Origin of the sequence: Rhizobium sp. 0TCS1.26 (assembly GCF_050455525.1) — a bacterium.
GTDB lineage: Bacteria > Pseudomonadota > Alphaproteobacteria > Rhizobiales > Rhizobiaceae > Neorhizobium.
Window position 1 is genome coordinate 264,614 of sequence record NZ_JBCIYV010000002.1, and the last position, 16,956, is coordinate 281,569.

Genomic DNA, 16,956 nt, shown 5'->3' on the forward strand with positions numbered 1-16,956 from the left:
CACACCCGCTTCACCAAGTCCTGTTGCTGAAAGGACACAAAACCGTGAGGCGAACCGTTCAATTTTTACCAATCATTAAGAAAAGCCTTAAGGGACAAGCATTTATGCGGACCGGAAGACGACGTCGGATGCCAAGGAACCAACGCGAATCCCGGGAAACGCGGCGTCTTTCGGAAAGGTGGAGGTCGGGTATCGCCAGCGCCGCCTGTCTTCGCCGGCCATCGACAGAGCCTGCAGACGCAGAATCGGTCGAATCGTGCGGTGCGATTCTCGCAGCAGCGGACGGGCTCGCATGCGAGTCGCCATGATAAGAGAGGAGAAGACAGACCGGGAGACGGAGGGAGACACGCGATCACGTCCGGGCGCTGTCGTACTCCATCTGCGCACCTTCCATTTCGGGTCCATACGCCATCGCCCAGGCGTAGAGCGCTTCGAACGGCTCCCGAAGCGAATGGCCGAGAGGCGTGATCGTATACTCGACGCCGACCGGCGTCGTGGTGGTCAGCACCTCGCGGCGGATGAGGCCGTTGCGCTCCAACCGCTTCAACGCGTCGGCGAGCGCCTTGTGGGTGATGCCGTCGAGACGTCGCATGATCTCGTTGAACCGCGATGGCCTCGTGCACAGGACCGTCAGAATCAGGATCGACCATTTGTTGGCGATCTGCTCCAGCACCGGCCGCGCCTTCTGGACGTCCAGCAAGGCTTCCGGCGAGACGGGCTTCGGCCGCGCTGGCCGGCTGATCTCGGTAAAACGATCGTCTGTCAGGGCTGACATCGGTATACTCCGGGTTATCTGCTTTACCCATAGCGCGTAATTGACCGTAGATATAGCATATATATCTGTGAGCCTTCTTCTTTCTCTGATGGAGGTCACATGAGCAGACTTGAAAACAAGATCGCACTGGTCGTCGGCGGCAGTGGCGGGATCGGCAGTGCCATCACGCAAAGGTTCGCCAGCGAAGGCGCCCGCGTCTACGCCACCAGCCGCAAGGGAGGCGACGGGATTTCCGGAGCAAAGGGCACCGGCTCCGTCCTCTTCGTTCAGGCGGATGCAAGCAGCAACGCCGATCTCGGACGCGTCTTTGAAGAGATAAGGGTCGAGGAGGGACGCATCGACGTCCTCGTGGTGAATGCAGGGCTTGCCGAACACGCGCTCCTTGAAGACCTCAGCGAGGACCACTTCGACCGGACCTTCGGCCTCAACGTCCGGTCCCTGGTTTTGGCGGCACAGGGCGGGATCCAACTGATGCAGCCAGGCGGGACGATCGTGCTGATCGGCTCCATCGCCGGCGATATCGGCACGAAGGGATATGGTGTCTACGGCGCCACCAAGGCGTCGGTTCGCGCATTCGCGCGGACGTGGGCCAATGAACTCGCGCCGAAGGGCATCCGCGTCAACGTTGTCAGCCCGGGACCGACGGATACCCCGATGATGGCGAATGCCAGCCAGGAGATCCGCGACGCGATCGTCAGCCTGGTGCCGCTTGGCCGCATGGCCCGGCCCGAAGAAGTGGCCGCGGCGGCACTCTTCCTCGCCAGCGACGAGAGCAGTTTCACCACCGGCGCGGAACTTGTCGTCGATGGCGGCATGAATCAGGTCTGACGCTGCGGCAGACGCACATACATAGAGAGGATACCGGCGCCCGTCTGGCGGCGCCGGTATCCGCACACGCCTCCATCTCGCATCCATGTCCCGCGTCGGACCTTAGCAGTGACGCAGGAGATCGATCGTGCGGGCGCGATGACATCCCGGCTGGAGCCGGAACAGGCTAGCCATGGCGGCGGAAACTGCCGGCACGCGATCCATCAGCGATTAGCAGGCGTCGATTGTATAAGTAACTACTGATATAAATGAGGCGCCGGACCGGGCCGTCGAACGCGGGCAAGATCGGCCGCCAAGACATGCAACTATTCTACACAATCTATTTATCATATTCCGACCTTCGACCGTGCCTTTCCTATCAGCCGTTAAGAACTCGCTGATATGAGCCTTCGGGAACGGAGGGAAGCCCATGCAGGACGTCTACAGCTGTCTTCGCGAAGCGCATGATCAGTACTTGTTGGCCATTGCCGCGATCGTGTGCATCGTTGGCGTCTACGCCTCGTTCTCGATTGCCAGACATGCGAGCCGTGCGGAAGGCCCCTCGAGACGGACATGGGCGGGCGTAGCCATCCTGGCTGCCGGCTGTACCGCATGGGCCACGCACATGATCGGCCTGCTTGCGTTTCAGCCCGGCATGCTGAGCGGGTTTGAACCGCTTCTGACGGCTGCTTCCTTGCTCTTCACGATCATTGGTATCGGTATCGCCGTCGCGACAGCGATCGGCAGACGCAACCGGCTCTGCCGAATGGCGTCGGGCCTGCTGCTCGGCTGCAGCATCATCCTGCTCCACTATCTTGGACAGTCCGCCTTTCTCGTTACCGGCCACGTCAGCTGGAACACCAGGTTGATCGGACTTTCGATCGTCGCCAGCCTGCCCTTGTTCGCCGTTGCCATGGTCATTGCCGGCGATAAGCGGCGCGCACTGAGGAGGCTGGCGGCTCCCCTCCTCGTCATTGCAGTAGCGGTTCTTCATTTTGCCGGAATGGCAGCGCTGCAGCTGGAATACGATCCGCGCATCGAACTGCCGGAGAGCGCCATCTCTCCGGACGTCATCGCACCGATCGTCGCATCCGTCAGCGCTGGACTGGTCCTGCTCGCCTTTGTCGGTCTCCGATTCGCGCTGGCCGCACGTGCGCAGCAGCGCCGCGATCAACTTCGTCTGAAGCAACTGGCGGATCTCGCCGTCGAAGGGTTGCTCATCTGCGAGGATGACATCATCCAGGCGACGAACAGCAGTTTCTCCAACCTGGCCGGCCTTCGGCAAGAGGATGCGGCCGGCAGGCCGGTCACTGCGCTCATCCCCGGCTTTATGGCATCCGAACTGGACGAGGGAGAAGAACAGGACGCCAGCCTCAACCATGCCGACGGTCGATCGATCCCGGTGCGCATTCTGCGCAAGACGGTAGCTGTCGGCACCAGACAGCAGACCATCATCGCCGTTCGAGATCAGAGCGAGCGGCTCCGAACCGAAAGCCGGATGCATGCGCTCGCCTATTTCGACGATCTGACGGGCCTGTCGAACCGACAGCGGTTCAACGAGATCCTGCAAGGCTGCTGCCATGCGACAGAGCGCGACGGCCATCCGTTCGCACTGCTGCTCCTCGACCTCGACCGGTTCAAGTCCGTCAACGATACGCTGGGGCATGTGACGGGCGACCAGCTTCTCACGCGCGTTGCCAAGCGGATCTGTGCCTGCGTCGGGGAGGCTGATGTGGTCGCACGGCTGGGCGGCGACGAATTCGCCGTCATCGTCCGAGATGCCGAGCATGCCGATCGAACTGCCGGCATGATCGCCGATCTCCTCGAACGGCCGTTCCTGATCGACGGTTCGGTGATCGATGTCACCAGCAGCATCGGCATCGCCGTCGCGCCTCGTGATGGTTGCGAACCGACCCTGCTGTCGCGTCATGCGGATCTGGCGCTCTATGCCGCCAAGCACGGTGGCGGCGCATCGTTCCGTCACTTTGAAAAAGAGATGAGCGAACGGGCGCAGGCGCGACGGGCGCTGGAGCTCGATCTGCGCCGTGCACTGGCCCGCGAGGAATTTGACGTTCACTACCAGCCGCAGGTCGATCCGGGTTCGGGAGCGTATCAGGGCGCCGAAGCGCTGGTTCGCTGGCAACACCCCATCAGAGGAATGGTGGCGCCGGCGGACTTCATTCCCCTGGCGGAGGAGATCGGTGTGATCGGCGCGCTGGGAGAATGGGTGCTGCGGACGGCATGTCTGGAGGCTACCGCCTGGCCCGACCATATCTCGATTGCCGTCAACCTGTCGCCGCTCCAGCTTCGCGACAGCAATTTCACCGCCATCGTGGCGAATGTCCTGCGTGAGACTGGCCTTTCCGCTTCACGGCTGGAGCTCGAGATCACCGAAAGCGCCTTGCTGCAGGACGGCGAGACGGCCTACCGCATTCTCCACGAATTGCGTGCGATGGGCATCCATATCTCGATGGATGATTTCGGCACCGGATATTCGTCGCTCAGCTATCTCAGACGTTTCCCGTTCACGAAGATCAAGATCGATCAGTCATTCGTCCGGCAGGTCCCCGAGGATCGGGATGCAGTCGCCATCGTCCAGGCGATCACGTCGCTTGCCGCCAAGCTGAACATGACGGTCACCGTTGAAGGTGTCGAGACGACCGAACAGCGGGACTTCACCATTGCCGAGGGCTGCAATCAAATTCAGGGCTACCTCATCAGCCGACCGGTTGAACGATCGGTGATCAGGTCGCTGTTCAGCGTCGCAGACAAAGCCGTCGCCTAGGGAGATCACGCCATGCCCCTTTACCGCCTGTTGTACCGGAGCGACATCGCCCTGTCGCCGGAAGCCAGTCCGCTCGATCAGCAGATCGAGGCCATCGTGGCGTCGTCGGCACTTGCGAATACACGCGACAATCTTTCCGGTGCGCTGATCGCGTCGAATGGCGTCTTCATCCAGGCCCTTGAGGGGCCTCTGACGGCGCTGGAGACGACCTTCGAAAGGATCTGCCGCGACCTCCGGCACCGACGTGTGCGGCTGATCGAGCTTGCAGCGGCCGAAGAGCGGGCGTTTCCCGAATGGCGGATGATCCGCGTCAACAATAAGGAAGATGTCCTCCAGCTCTGCAGCGAATTCGGCCTGCAGGGCTCAGGCCGGCCGGACGCCCTCAGGACGAGTGCCATCATCGCACTGATGCGATCTGTGCTGGTGAGCAATGCGAGGGTCGCGACCGGAGCAGGTTTCCCGCTGCACGGCTAGGCATCCTCGATAAGCCGCCGCGTCGACAGCAGACCCTGTGACCGGGCCGCCCCCCCTTGCCGCTCGCATAGCGAAGAACTGAATCCTCGCATCTCGTGTCGTCTGCCAGAGCGCCCGGACGGGTGGCGGATGTAGCGTCCATGGTCATGGAACTTCGGGAGCGGTCGCAGGTTCGGCCGCCTCAAGAGATAGGTTTCAGTCCGAGGGGAGGATGTCAGCGTCGTGACCGAGCGAGCCAAGCAGCGCGGACCCGATAATCTCCATTCGCGGCAGACGGTCGCCGCCAGGGTCATCGCCCGTATGCGCGAGCGCGGCGTGGCGATCGATGCCGACGCGGAATTCATGGAGCTGGTCGGGCTTTGGACCAGCGGGGCTATCGACATGCAGGAATGTCGATCCCGCTATCTCGATCTGCTTAAGCGCTACGAACGGGAACGGAGCCTTGGTCCGACACCGGCGGAGCAGCAAGCGCCGTGAACTTCCGACCCCCTGAAGGCTCACCGTCCTTAAAGGTCGGCGGTCATGCTGACGTCATCGTCGTTTCCCGGTGGAAGTGGTTCACGCGCCCTTCCCGCCGGTAGCCAACTTGTGCGGTGCGACGGAACCAAACCTCTCCCAGCGGGTTGCCTGCTCACGGATCTGTGAACAAGGATCCAAACGAGAGGAAATTCCCGACATGAAGAAAATCATCTACGCCGCGGCGCTTCTTGGCGCGTCCGCGCTCTCCGCTGTCGCCCAGACGGCACCTGCCGCCACGACCAACGGCAACACTCCGGCAGTCGCCACGCCGGACTCCAAGAACACGACGGCGCCCGTCGAAGGCGCCAACAGCTTCACCGAAAGCCAGGCGAAGAGCCGCATCGAAAAGGCAGGCTACGCCGACATCAAGGATCTCAAGAAGGATGACAAGGGCATCTGGATGGCGTCCGGCATGAAGGACGGCAAGCCCGTCATGATTGCCCTCGACTATCAGGGCAACGTCGTCGCCAAGTAATTCAATCCTTCAAGGAGACTATCATATGAAGACGATCACTGGACTTTTCGACGATTACACCGATGCCAGCGCAGCCGTCAGCGCACTCGAAGCCGCCGGCGTTCCCTCCAAGGACATCAGCATCGTATCCAACAATGCTGACAATCGTCACGGCGAGCATTCCAACGCAGGCGAAGGCGCCGGCACGGGAGCCGGTATCGGCGCCGTGGTCGGTGGCGCTGGCGGTCTGCTGACGGGCCTGGGCCTGATGGCAATTCCGGGCGTCGGTCCGGTCGTTGCCGCCGGCTGGCTGGCTGCAACGGCTGCCGGTGCAGTCGCCGGTGCTGTCGCAGGCGGCGCAGCGGGCGGTCTGGTCGGTGCCATGACCAGCTCTGGTGTCTCCGAAGATGACGCGCATGTCTATGCGGAAGGCGTTCGTCGCGGCGGCTCTCTGGTCACTGCCAAGGTCGACGACGTGCTCGCACCGCAGGCAGACGTGATCCTCAAGCGCTCGAACTGGGTCGATCCGACCGAGCGACGCGCAGCCTACAATCAGGAAGGCTGGTCGACGTTCGACGACACGCTTGATCCCTATGGTCCCGACCAGGTCGAGCAGGAACGCCAGCGTTACCGCCGCACCGGCCTCTAATATCGCCGGTCTCTAATATCAATGGCGCACGACCCGTCCGTCGGGACGTGCGCCTCCCATTGCTACCCGAGGCCACCGGACGCTGGCCATAACGGACAGGAGCCCATCATGGCTGACAAGATCAAGAAGCTCGACGAACTCTTTCACGACACGCTGAAGGACGTCTATTTTGCCGAAGGCAAGATCGTCGAGACACTGCCGAAAATGGAAAAGGCCGCCAAGAGCAAGGAACTCAAGGCTGCGTTCACGAAGCACCTTGCGGAAACCAAGGTCCACATCGAGCGCCTCGAACAGGTCTTCAAGATCATCGGCGCCAAGCCGGAGAAGAAGACCTGCGATGCCATTCTCGGGATCACCGACGAAGGCGACGAGATCATGAAGGAATACAAGGGTTCGCCGGCTCTCGATGCCGGTCTGCTGGCTGCAGCTCAGGCCGTCGAGCATTACGAGATGTCGCGCTACGGCACGCTGCGTACCTGGGCTCTCGAGCTCGACATGAAGGATGCCGCCAAGCTCCTGCAGACGACGCTCGACGAAGAGCAGGCCACCGACATCGCGCTGACCGAGCTTGCGACCTCGGTCGTCAATCAGAAAGCCGAATAACGTCACGATCTGGGGCTCCCGGTGCCGGGAGCCCTTCGACCTGCTTACAAAGGGCCAGTCGACCACGATCGTCTCACGCTTGCGCCTGCTCCCCTGGAGCGGCACGTCGCCTAGGCTTGCGGCCGAGGCGACAGGACGGAGTAGATGTTATCGAATGGCGGAGGCCCGACGATCGTCGAGCCGGAATCTTCCGCCGAACTCGCAATGGCTTCAAGATCGCCGTTGCTGAGCGCGCCGATCATCCGGAACGCTTTCTCCATGTGTCCCGGGGAAAAGATGATGAGCATCCGGACTGCTTCATCCGACAGATTGCACCATGCGTGGGGCGTTCCCCGTTTGACAGTCGCCGCGTCTCCAGCAGATAGAGACAGGCTCTGGTCCCCATTGGTCAGATGAACGCTGCCCTCGAGCACCACGAAGTGTTCCTCTTCGTTGGCATGCGTGTGAACGGGTACGCCATTGCGAGCCTCGCCGACCATCTCGATGATGGTGTAGATGCCGTTCGTGTCGGCAGCCGACGTCAGTAGCCTGAAGCGCTCGCCAGGCGTGACTTCCCGCCATTCACTGTCGCCGTTCGGGTTGATGGGCAGGATCGCAACAGATGTATTCACTGGAATCTTCCTCTCAAGCAATGCCTGACACTGCGTCAGGACGATGCTGTCTTGAAAGATCCGTGCTACACGGCCGCTTCAATGCGCGGGCTTAATGTTTCAGACGAAGCTCACGGAAGGCTGCACGGAGGTAGGCGAGAGCGCGCGAACAAGCGCTCCGCCTACTCTCATCCCGGCCGGTTACCGGCTCGACACGTCGCGCGCGCCGGCCTCTTCGAATGCCGCCTGTGCCTTGGCGATATCTTCAAGCGCGAGATCGACGGACACCTGAAGCTGTCCCTCAAGCGCTGCATCGTTGCGTGTGCCAGAGCCTTCGCGGTTCAGGACATCACCTCCAGAGGGTTCCGTACCGGCCGTATTGTCCGCCCCCTTTGCCTCGACGAATACATCCGTGCGGTCGATCCCGTACTGCTGCACGAGATGCTCGATGGCGAGGTCGGCAGCTTGCCGGGTATCGAACGTGGCGTAGAGGGTTTTGACATTGTCACTGGACATCAAGCGGCTCCTGTTGCGTGCGAGGGAAACGGGATGTCGAGCCTCTGGTTCCCACAGGCATCGCGGCTCTCGCGGGCAATGCACATCGGCGCGAACCGACTGGACGCGGGTGTCGTCATCTGCTCGTTTTTCGCGTAGCTTCGTGGCGCTCTTTGGCCAAGGGAGGCACAGGATGTTCATCAGGACAGTCGAACCAGGCGAGGCAGACGGCGAGATCGCCGCGCTTTACAGCGGCGAGATACAGTCGACGGGGCGCGTCATGCAGGCGACCCAGTGCTGGTCAGCGCGTCCGGATATCCTCGTCCCCGTCGAGAACCTGCTCCATCAGATACGCGACGGGTCTTCCCTCGGGCTTCTCAATTTCCGGCTGATCACCTTCGTGGTCGCCCGGCACGTGCCGTCGAGCTATTGCTCCCACGTCTACTTCCGCAGCCTGTCAGGCATGCTCGGGCGCGAGCAGGCGCTAGCAATCCGGAGCGACTACCGCAACGCCGGGCTGAGCGACCAGCAGGTCGAGATGCTCGCCTACGCGGAGCAGATCACCCGCGACGCGTCCCGGATCACGCAAGCCGATATCCATCGGTTGCGAGATGCCGGCCTCTCAGATCTCAACATAGCCGACATCGCCTTGGCCGCCTCGTTCAGGAGCTTCATGAGCCGCTACTTCGATGCCGTCGGTGCGACCGTCGAAATGGAATTCCTAGATGACGATCCGGCTGTCAGGGAGTTGATGGCGGTCGGGCGGACGTAGCCCGACGTTAGAGCACGGTACCGGTGTCGGCGTGAGCGAGCTCAATGCACAGCGACCTCAATCGGCCGCCGGCATCAGTGCCGCATCCCGTATTCGCTGCTTGTCCGCCTCGATATGGAGACTTGCCTCAGCTCTGGCTAAAGCCTCTCTTGAATGTCTCGCGGCATCGAGGCGGAACTCCTTCTCGCTCATGCGCGACAACGCCTTGAACGTTTTCTGCAGCCTCAGTCCAACCTCCACCAGACCGGCGCCATCACGCGCTATCGGAGTGAATAGATCATCGAACACATCCTGCAGCCGTATCGGAACGACATGCAGTCGCGGATACCTTACCTGGCTCCGTTCCGGGTCCTCCGCTGGCTCAACCCAAACAGCCAGAATGCGCAGAGCCCTGGAGATCACATCGATCGCCGTCCCTGGATCATTGACGGCTGGCGACAAGGCGCGAGAGGCGATTTCCGACAGCACGGATGCCCCGAACCTCGGGTCCTGTTCGAAGGATCGGGTGTCAGCGATGGTGAAACAGGATGCGATCCGGTGAGTGAGTTCATCGTCCAACCCGCCGCTCGACCAGGCGATGGCCTCCGACGGATCGGCCAGTTTCCCGGGTATGGCCACGACGGAGATATCGATCTCAGCCTCTTCGGCAATCGCTGACAAGGCTGCGGCATCCACATGCTGGACGTAGCCGATATCGGAAGAGAATATCGGGTGGTTGGGATGTCCAATCAGGCCGGACGCAGCGTCGAGCGGTTGACCACCGAGATGAGGCGCAGATTTGGAAGCCCGTAGCGCCTTCACTGTAGCAGCCTCTACCCGCTGGGTTGTTTCCGTCACGCGCCCAAGCCGGGAAAGATGGTCGATCCAACGAAGAAGCGTAACGACAATGACAACGATCACCCCGATCGTCACGAAGAAGAGAACGATCCGACCTTGCTCGCCGTAGGCGCCAGTGGTGAGCGCAATGATGCCGACGAGGCTAAAGAGAAAGGAGCCGATAAAGGTGGCGAGCACGTTCTGTGTCGTGCTGTCCTCCATCACCAGTCTCGTCGCCCGCGGAGTGACATTTGTTGTCGCTGCAGAGTATGCCGAGACCATGGTGCTGAGTGAGAAGGTCGTGACGGTGAGCATGCTGGACGCGATGATGCCGAGAATGTTGTCGACAGCATCGGCTCCAATTTTCGTCGATAGCCCGACAGGGATGTAGGGAGACACGACGATCGCAACGAGGGCCGTGGCGACCGCCAAGATCGAAAACAACGTCGCCCTCAGCCAGATGCGCCGCGTGACCCTGGAGATTAGCCACACCCACCTTGACGTCATGATAGAGCCTCGCGTTGTCGTGCGGACATAGTCCCTCCGCAGCACACGGCAAGTTGGGTCCGAGCCGAAAGTGGGACCATCCACCGTGCAGTCGTTTCATGAGAGGTAGGCGGTAGAGACGTGAAGGACGCTCTGCCAAGTGCAGGATTGCGATTTGCCTCAGTTGTTCTTCGGCGAAACGGCCGTGTTGAAGATGCCGGGTTGGAGCTGCTGCTACCGGCGTCTTACGCTTTCACAAGAGTTCGCCAGAGGCCATAGTTCCGCAAGAATGGTGGCCAAGGGTTGCCATGCCGGACGGGCCTCTGGTTAATAGACGATCTGCCTCTGCCCAAATCTGCAGCGGCAATCCCATCCCATGATCTGCTAGAAGTTTGCCCAAGTGCGCACAGTCTACCGAAAAACCAAGGTCTTCCGTCGTTCGCGCGTCGTCTGGGGATCGGCACGGGTCTGGAAGCCGCGGCTGGTCTTCTGGACCGGAGCACTCGCCATCGGTGTCGTCAGTGTCGCCTTCGCGAAGCTGGCTGATCTCACCCAGCGTCTTTTCACGAGCATGACGTCCTCCGGTGAATGGTCGTTCTGTTTGCCTCTGATCATTACGCCGCTCGGCTTTGCACTGTCGGCCTATCTTGCAGCACGCCTGTTTCCCAACGCACAGGGCAGCGGCATCCCGCAGGCGATAGCGGCCCGTCACTTGCGCGAGGACGCTGACCGTTCGCGCCTATTGTCCTTGAGACTGGCATTCGGAAAGATCGTACTGACGGTACTCGGACTGGCCTCCGGCGCGTCGATCGGCCGTGAAGGGCCGACCGTACAGGTCGGCGCATCGTTCATGCTGGCGGTTGCCAGGTTTGGCGGCATGGCGCACACCCGAGGCCTTATCCTTGCCGGCTCTGCGGCAGGCATAGCTGCCGCGTTCAATACGCCGCTCGCCGGCATCGTCTTTGCGATAGAGGAGATGAGCCGTACATACGAATCGCGCGCCAATGGTCTCGTTCTGACGGCTGTCATTCTGGCCGGACTGGCGGCACTCGGGATATCCGGCAGCTACAACTATTTCGGGACGGCGTCTGCGGCTCCCAGCGAGATCGCCGACTGGGGCCTGGTCATCGCGTGTGGCGTCGGCGGCGGGGCTCTCGGCGCCGGGTTCAGCGGCCTCGCGCTGCAGATTGGATCCCGTGTCCGCCGCTGGGCGCAACCGGCGCCTCTCAAGCGGATGGTGTGGCTGGCATTCGCATGCGGCGTCGCAGTCGCGATAATCGGGGTGATGTCTGGCGGAGAGACATTCGGGACCGGCTATGATCAGGCGAGAAGCGCAGTCGAGGGCCAGCCGCTTCCGCTGATGTTCTTTGCCGAAAAGCTGCTTGCCAGCTTTGCCTCGATGATGTCCGGCATCCCGGGCGGAATATTTGCACCGTCGCTCTCGGTCGGGGCCGGGCTCGGAAGCACCATCGGCACGTTGATGGGAAGCAGCATAGCACTGGCCGCAATACTAGGAATGGCCGGTTACTTCGCCGGTGTCGTGCAGGCGCCAATGACCGCCTTCGTCATCATCCTCGAGATGACTGGCGACCACGATGCCGTCATCTCGATCATGGCTGTCTCGATGATCGGCTATGTCACGTCGAGGATCCTCTCCCGCGAGCCGTTGTATCACGGCCTCTCGCGGGTGTTCATTGCCGCAGCGATCAGGGCAAGACGTGCCGACGAGATCCAGAGCCCGCACGTCCCCTAGGGCACGGGCAATCAGCTTTCCGCTTTTGCCAGTTGAAGAGGCCAGCTCTGCCCACCGCGATCGCCGCGGTTCCGGACCATGCCCCGCGCCAAGTCAATGGTGGACTTCATATGAACTTCCCCTAATTTCCGTATAAACCAATACCAATTGTGCCGAGATGCCGAAGCGAATGCAGTAGGGGGCGACACAACGAACCATGAAAAGCTTCATTATCAATCCGCCGGTCTTCTATGGCTCTGTGATCGTGATCGGCATTTTCGTGGCTGTCGGCATCCTCGTACCCGGACAGGCGGGAGCAGTCTTCGGGGCCATTCAGGCCTGGATTCTCCAGACATTCGGATGGTTCTATCTTCTCTCGGTCGGCATCTTCCTATTGGCTGTCGTCATGCTCTGCTTCGGGCGGTTTGGCCAGTTGAAGCTCGGGCCGGACGACTCTGTTCCGGATTTCCGGTTCAGTTCCTGGATCGCCATGCTGTTTGCTGCCGGCATGGGGATTGGTCTGATGTTCTATGCTGTCGGCGAGCCCATGACGCATTTCATGGCGCCACCCACTGCCGAGCCGAGATCGATCGCCGCCATGCGCGAGGCCATGACGGTCACCTTCTTTCACTGGGGTGTGCACGCCTGGGCGATATACGCTGTGGTGGGTCTCTCACTCGCCTACTTCGGCTACCGGTATAATCTGCCGCTGACCATCCGCTCGGGGCTCTATCCGCTTCTGAAAGGTCGCATCGACGGGCCAATAGGTCATGCCGTCGATATCTTCGCGATCGTCGGCACGATGTTCGGCATCGCAACGTCTCTCGGCTTGGGCGTGTCGCAGATCAATGCCGGTCTCAACCATCTGATCGGGGTCCCGATCGGCATCGAGGTGCAACTGCCCCTGATCGCGGTCGTGACGGCGATGGCAACAGTCTCCGTCGTCACGGGTCTGGACAAGGGGGTCCGCATCCTGTCGGAGACCAATCTCGTTGTCGCCATCCTGCTGATGCTCTTCGTTTTCGTCGTCGGACCGACAAGCCAGCTGCTGCGTGACTTCGTGCAGAATTTGGGTCTTTACCTCGACACGCTCGTTCTTCGCACCTTCAACATCTATGCCTACCAGCCAACGCCCTGGATCGACGCCTGGACGCTGTTCTACTGGGCGTGGTGGATCTCCTGGTCGCCCTTCGTCGGCATGTTCATCGCCCGCATTTCCCGCGGCAGAACCGTGCGTGAGTTCGTCGCCGCTGTTCTCTTCATCCCGGCTGGCTTCACATTTTTCTGGATGACCGTTTTCGGCAATACCGCGATGTTCCTGGACACCGGCGCTGCTGGCGGTGCACTTGGAGCAGCCATTGCCGATGACGTGTCCGTCGGACTGTTCCGTTTTTTCGAGTACCTTCCCCTCCCCGCAATCACATCAACTCTTGCGGTGGTCTTGGTGTCGATCTTCTTCATCACCTCGGCCGATTCCGGTGCGCTTGTCATCGACTCCATTGCCGCGGGCGGCGAAACGCAGACCACGACCGGCCAGCGGGTATTCTGGTGTGGCATGGAAGGGGTGGTGGCGGGTTGCCTGCTGCTTGCGGGCGGACTGACAGCCTTGCAGTCTGCGACTATCGCAAGCGCCCTGCCCTTTTCTGTGGTCATGCTGGGGCTTGTCTTCTCACTGTATCTCGGCATGAGGGAGGATCTTGCCCAGAGAGAAGCGCATCACGGGCAGAACCTGCTGCCTTCCGCTCAGCCAGCGTCCGGGCAAACATGGCAGCGACGGCTTGCGCTCATGCTGACCGCTGCAACGGAAAAGGACGTGCGGCAGTTCATCACGACACAGGTCAGACCCGCTCTCGATCAGGTGGCGGCAGAGTTGAGCTCTCGAGGTCGACAGTCGAACGTGGTCGAAGAAGCCGACGGCGCCATTGCCTTGCGGTCACCCGCGGACGGTGTGCGGGATTTCGTCTACGGTGTCACGCTGACTGATCACCGTATCGCCAGCTTCACACCCGTGCGGGCTGGAGAGGCTGAGTTCAGATATGAGGCCAGGACGTATTTTTCGAGTGGCAACAGAGGCTATGACGTGATGGGCATGTCGAGAGACCAGCTCATCAGCGACGTGTTGGCGCAATTTGAGCGGTATCTGCATCTGGTTCATTCGCCTGATTTCCAGCTGGTGCACGGCGCCCCTGGCCATCAGTCGGGCGTTTAGAAAATCGCGCGATCAGCATCGTCCCGGCCGCTCCAACGGAGTTGAAGGCTTCCAGAATCTCTCAAGACACTGAGGTCGGTCCAGCTGTCCAGTTGAGTCGCTTGCGTAATCAGTCAGCTGATAGATCACATGGAGCATACAGGCGCGCGCCACATGAAATCCGCGGCACCTGGATTAGGTTATCTGAAGTAGAAGAGCCTTGATCTTCTCGGAAACAGGCAGCGCCGGCGCCTGATTGCTGCTTGAGCGGTACCGGGTATCGGCCGAATACCAGTCGATCAACGCGGAGGCGACTTCCAGTGCCCGCTCGTCCGACTTTTCAACGCCGTTTTCTTCACACCAGGCGGAATGGAACCGCTCTATTTCTTCCAGGTCCTCCGATGACAGGACCTTTGATGAGGTTGAACTGAAGATCATAATTTCGGTGCCGCCTGTGATGTGTGCAATCTCATAAGATGCAGCGGCTCACTTGGTTCCGATGGAAGCGGATGCCCTGGTCCGCCGTGACCGCGTTTTCCGCTCACGCACATAGTGCCGCAAGGCTTGTTCTGCCGGGTCAGCCGCGAAGATCCGAAACTGAAAACGCCGAAAGTTTGAACCGATCAGTCGGCCCATCGGCGCCGGACGAAGCTACCGGGGCTGTATAGCATCTCTCGATTTACCGCTTATTCCTGCGCAAGTTCTGCAGCGGATCAAGACCGAGGATGTTCACTGGACAGTCGGAGCAGTATCCGATTGGCGAGATCGCCGCCACAGCCCACGTCTACCGCCATCCGGAAGCGAGTAAAGCAAAGCGCGGCTCAGTTATCAGCAGCCGCTTACGCAAAACTATGGCGGATTGGGCAGAACATAAATGCGAACCCCGAGAACATGTGGAATATCAAGGTCTTACGCAACTCTTTAGTGCGACCTGGTCCTGCTCAGCTGCAGACAGAACATATCATTGCGATGCATTTAAACGGCACATCACAGAGGCAAATCGCCGAAGCGCTTGGTGTTGGCTTAGCATCAGTTTCACGGATCATTGCGTTGGCCAAGCCCAAAACAGAGGCCGCGTCTTGAATTCAGAAAGGCTTTTGAATTTCTGAGCTCGCATCAGATTTATGTTAAAGCGTTCTGCTTCCCGCTTTCTATCGGGATGGGTCGGCAGTTGATGTTCACTTGTGTCCAAGCTGATTCTCGTTGTCCGCAGCGGTCCGCCGGCTGAAGCACCGTGTAAGCCGCTCCCAGCGATTCTGAAGCACGCCGATAGGCACTTCGTTAACCTTACATTTGTACAATTGAACTCCTGACACCGGAAAGTCGGTTCGTGTAAGGCCCAAATGTGTGCATGTCGCCGGAATGGGGTTCCCTACACGAGTTGTCGAAATCAGACATGCGAGGATTCGGTCATGTATGAAGATGAGTTCGAGTTCGGCGAAAACATTGACGCTAGGTTCAAGCCACTTTTTACAGAATACAAGCGTTCCGCCGACTTTGTTCATAGTCTGACCTCCCGGCAAGACTTTTTTGAAGAGATCGATTTCTTCATCGCATTCAGCTTCTACATCGCTACATTGGAAGGCGAACGCGCGGCCATTGACTTCTGCGAACGTCTGCATCGCCGCCTTCTGGACGCCGACCGTGATGACCACCTTGGCTTAATGTTTTTGGCTCAGGCAAAGTTCTACGCCAAGCTCGGAAAGGGAATGAGCCGCGACCTCTATGCGATCGAAGCCGCAGAGGCTTTTGCTGCGCGTGGCGAGTTGAGTGCCGCAAGAAAAGCCTTGTCTCTGGTTCACGCGTAGTCAAGAGGCAAGCAGGTTGAACGACATAAGAGACGCGAACACGAAGATGAGAGGCCTTCCGCCTGAACAAAGGGCTGAAATTCTCCAAGAGCTCGTCGCGAAGAAGACCGAAGTACTTAAAAAACTTAGGGTCGCGGTAATCAATGCGATCCCGCATGAATACGCTGCAACCAACATCGTATTTGGTGAACCCGAGGTCATCCCCGTCATTGGGAAGCGGGAGGCGATGATTGAGTACGTCACGCTCCAAGATCGGGCTGGTAACGATTTGTATGTGGCGCTTGCCGGCACAAGCGGCCAAGGCATCGCTCAAGCAGCTGCAGCAACGGCGCTGATTGCCCATAAGTGTCCTTGGTTGGAAACAGTTATTTTGATAGGGATCGCGGCAGGACAACCTAACTTATCAGACAAGGAAAAGGACGTGCGTTTGGGCGATATCGTGGTCGGCGATAAGATGATACAGTACGACCATATTAAACGTACGGACGGAAAGACAGAACTTCGTGGCGACAATCTTCAACCAGGAGATAGCGGCATGTTGGCGACTGTTCGCCGTTTGGTCGCATCGCAGTTTCGAACCGATTCAAACGCCCCGCGGAAGGCTTGGGAGGACTTCATCTCCCTAAATGTTAGTAAACTTGCTAACGCAGAGCGCCCGTCACCTCCGCAGGACCCAAATTCGGTTAAGCGCAACTACAGCAAGGGCCACAATTTTCAACGGTCGGATGATTTGCCTTTCGTGCATGTGGGTACAATCGGCTCGGCGAATATTCTGCTCAAGGATGCGGCGTTCAGGAACGAGCTCAACCAAAACCACAAAATCATCGCTTATGAAATGGAAGGTGCCGGGGTGGCTATTGCAGCTGCGTCGATGCGTATGGGCTATCTCAATGTCCGCGGCATCTGCGACTACGGGGACAGCAGTAAAGACGATAACTGGCAGACCTACGCAAGCCTCTGCGCGGCCTCGTTCGCTAGAGCCATTATCGAGGGGGCATAGGCA

Annotated in this window: 17 protein-coding genes; 12 read left to right on the forward strand and 5 right to left on the reverse strand. The window is 59.9% G+C overall.

The features are described from left to right. Window positions 1-352: 352 nt before the first annotated feature. Window positions 353-775: a winged helix-turn-helix transcriptional regulator gene (locus AAIH46_RS08390; RefSeq protein ID WP_430305398.1), complete on the reverse strand. Its 423-nt coding sequence runs from the start codon at window positions 773-775 to the stop codon at window positions 353-355. A gap of 99 nt (window positions 776-874) precedes the next feature. Here AAIH46_RS08390 and AAIH46_RS08395 point away from each other — a divergent pair, with 99 nt between their 5' ends. From AAIH46_RS08395 to AAIH46_RS08425, 7 genes are all read left to right on the forward strand, one after another. Continuing rightward, window positions 875-1,603, forward strand: coding sequence for an SDR family NAD(P)-dependent oxidoreductase (locus AAIH46_RS08395; RefSeq protein WP_430305399.1), 729 nt, complete (start codon window positions 875-877; stop codon window positions 1,601-1,603). A 409-nt stretch (window positions 1,604-2,012) separates the two neighbouring features. Beyond that, on the forward strand, window positions 2,013-4,367 hold the full coding sequence (locus tag AAIH46_RS08400) for a bifunctional diguanylate cyclase/phosphodiesterase (protein ID WP_430305401.1): 2,355 nt from the start codon (window positions 2,013-2,015) through the stop codon (window positions 4,365-4,367). A gap of 12 nt (window positions 4,368-4,379) precedes the next feature. Continuing rightward, window positions 4,380-4,841 carry a BLUF domain-containing protein gene (locus tag AAIH46_RS08405; protein ID WP_430305402.1) on the forward strand — a complete coding sequence of 154 codons (462 nt, stop codon included), beginning with the start codon at window positions 4,380-4,382 and terminating at the stop codon, window positions 4,839-4,841. A gap of 222 nt (window positions 4,842-5,063) precedes the next feature. After that, entirely contained in the window at window positions 5,064-5,318 is a 255-nt protein-coding gene (locus AAIH46_RS08410; protein ID WP_430305403.1) for a hypothetical protein, read from the forward strand. 199 nt (window positions 5,319-5,517) lie between these two features. Continuing rightward, window positions 5,518-5,835, forward strand: a complete 318-nt coding sequence (locus tag AAIH46_RS08415) for a PepSY domain-containing protein (protein WP_430305404.1) — start codon at window positions 5,518-5,520, stop codon at window positions 5,833-5,835. A gap of 25 nt (window positions 5,836-5,860) precedes the next feature. Next, window positions 5,861-6,463, forward strand: a complete 603-nt coding sequence (locus tag AAIH46_RS08420; RefSeq protein WP_430305405.1) for a general stress protein — start codon at window positions 5,861-5,863, stop codon at window positions 6,461-6,463. A 108-nt stretch (window positions 6,464-6,571) separates the two neighbouring features. Further along, complete coding sequence (locus AAIH46_RS08425; protein WP_430305406.1) at window positions 6,572-7,066, forward strand: ferritin-like domain-containing protein; 495 nt, start codon at window positions 6,572-6,574, stop codon at window positions 7,064-7,066. Window positions 7,067-7,176: 110 nt separating this feature from the next. Here AAIH46_RS08425 and AAIH46_RS08430 read toward each other — a convergent pair whose 3' ends face one another. Both AAIH46_RS08430 and AAIH46_RS08435 read right to left on the reverse strand, forming a co-directional pair. Continuing rightward, complete coding sequence (locus tag AAIH46_RS08430) at window positions 7,177-7,698, reverse strand: cupin domain-containing protein (RefSeq protein ID WP_430305407.1); 522 nt, start codon at window positions 7,696-7,698, stop codon at window positions 7,177-7,179. A 159-nt stretch (window positions 7,699-7,857) separates the two neighbouring features. Further along, window positions 7,858-8,172, reverse strand: a complete 315-nt coding sequence (locus AAIH46_RS08435) for a hypothetical protein (protein WP_430305408.1) — start codon at window positions 8,170-8,172, stop codon at window positions 7,858-7,860. 172 nt (window positions 8,173-8,344) lie between these two features. On the opposite strand from AAIH46_RS08435, the gene AAIH46_RS08440 reads away from it, so the two are divergent. After that, window positions 8,345-8,923, forward strand: a complete 579-nt coding sequence (locus AAIH46_RS08440) for a carboxymuconolactone decarboxylase family protein (RefSeq protein ID WP_430305409.1) — start codon at window positions 8,345-8,347, stop codon at window positions 8,921-8,923. Window positions 8,924-8,980: 57 nt separating this feature from the next. Here AAIH46_RS08440 and AAIH46_RS08445 read toward each other — a convergent pair whose 3' ends face one another. Next, window positions 8,981-10,246, reverse strand: coding sequence for a DUF2254 domain-containing protein (locus AAIH46_RS08445; RefSeq protein ID WP_430305410.1), 1,266 nt, complete (start codon window positions 10,244-10,246; stop codon window positions 8,981-8,983). Window positions 10,247-10,625: 379 nt separating this feature from the next. Here AAIH46_RS08445 and AAIH46_RS08450 point away from each other — a divergent pair, with 379 nt between their 5' ends. Both AAIH46_RS08450 and AAIH46_RS08455 read left to right on the forward strand, forming a co-directional pair. After that, a complete protein-coding gene (locus tag AAIH46_RS08450) occupies window positions 10,626-11,978 on the forward strand; it encodes a chloride channel protein (protein WP_430305411.1) in 1,353 nt (450 codons plus the stop codon). Between the two features lie 196 nt (window positions 11,979-12,174). After that, the gene (locus tag AAIH46_RS08455) at window positions 12,175-14,166 is read left to right on the forward strand and encodes a BCCT family transporter (RefSeq protein ID WP_430305412.1); all 1,992 of its coding nucleotides are present in this window, start codon (window positions 12,175-12,177) and stop codon (window positions 14,164-14,166) included. A gap of 174 nt (window positions 14,167-14,340) precedes the next feature. Here AAIH46_RS08455 and AAIH46_RS08460 read toward each other — a convergent pair whose 3' ends face one another. Then, window positions 14,341-14,583, reverse strand: coding sequence for a hypothetical protein (locus AAIH46_RS08460; protein WP_430305413.1), 243 nt, complete (start codon window positions 14,581-14,583; stop codon window positions 14,341-14,343). A 974-nt stretch (window positions 14,584-15,557) separates the two neighbouring features. On the opposite strand from AAIH46_RS08460, the gene AAIH46_RS08465 reads away from it, so the two are divergent. Beyond that, window positions 15,558-15,953 (forward strand): hypothetical protein, encoded by a 396-nt coding sequence (locus AAIH46_RS08465; RefSeq protein WP_430305414.1) that lies wholly within the window; start codon window positions 15,558-15,560, stop codon window positions 15,951-15,953. Window positions 15,954-15,969: 16 nt separating this feature from the next. Further along, window positions 15,970-16,953, forward strand: a complete 984-nt coding sequence (locus AAIH46_RS08470; RefSeq protein WP_430305415.1) for a phosphorylase — start codon at window positions 15,970-15,972, stop codon at window positions 16,951-16,953. Window positions 16,954-16,956: the final 3 nt, after the last annotated feature.

What these genes read in the sequence shown, in the direction of transcription:
- AAIH46_RS08390 (WP_430305398.1), bottom strand. Translation starts at nt 775, where the DNA reads ATGTCAGCCCTGACAGACGATCGTTTTACCGAGATCAGCCGGCCAGCG.
- AAIH46_RS08395 (WP_430305399.1), top strand. Translation starts at nt 875, where the DNA reads ATGAGCAGACTTGAAAACAAGATCGCACTGGTCGTCGGCGGCAGTGGC.
- AAIH46_RS08400 (WP_430305401.1), top strand. Translation starts at nt 2,013, where the DNA reads ATGCAGGACGTCTACAGCTGTCTTCGCGAAGCGCATGATCAGTACTTG.
- AAIH46_RS08405 (WP_430305402.1), top strand. Translation starts at nt 4,380, where the DNA reads ATGCCCCTTTACCGCCTGTTGTACCGGAGCGACATCGCCCTGTCGCCG.
- AAIH46_RS08415 (WP_430305404.1), top strand. Translation starts at nt 5,518, where the DNA reads ATGAAGAAAATCATCTACGCCGCGGCGCTTCTTGGCGCGTCCGCGCTC.
- AAIH46_RS08420 (WP_430305405.1), top strand. Translation starts at nt 5,861, where the DNA reads ATGAAGACGATCACTGGACTTTTCGACGATTACACCGATGCCAGCGCA.
- AAIH46_RS08425 (WP_430305406.1), top strand. Translation starts at nt 6,572, where the DNA reads ATGGCTGACAAGATCAAGAAGCTCGACGAACTCTTTCACGACACGCTG.
- AAIH46_RS08435 (WP_430305408.1), bottom strand. Translation starts at nt 8,172, where the DNA reads ATGTCCAGTGACAATGTCAAAACCCTCTACGCCACGTTCGATACCCGG.
- AAIH46_RS08440 (WP_430305409.1), top strand. Translation starts at nt 8,345, where the DNA reads ATGTTCATCAGGACAGTCGAACCAGGCGAGGCAGACGGCGAGATCGCC.
- AAIH46_RS08445 (WP_430305410.1), bottom strand. Translation starts at nt 10,246, where the DNA reads ATGACGTCAAGGTGGGTGTGGCTAATCTCCAGGGTCACGCGGCGCATC.
- AAIH46_RS08455 (WP_430305412.1), top strand. Translation starts at nt 12,175, where the DNA reads ATGAAAAGCTTCATTATCAATCCGCCGGTCTTCTATGGCTCTGTGATC.
- AAIH46_RS08460 (WP_430305413.1), bottom strand. Translation starts at nt 14,583, where the DNA reads ATGATCTTCAGTTCAACCTCATCAAAGGTCCTGTCATCGGAGGACCTG.
- AAIH46_RS08465 (WP_430305414.1), top strand. Translation starts at nt 15,558, where the DNA reads ATGTATGAAGATGAGTTCGAGTTCGGCGAAAACATTGACGCTAGGTTC.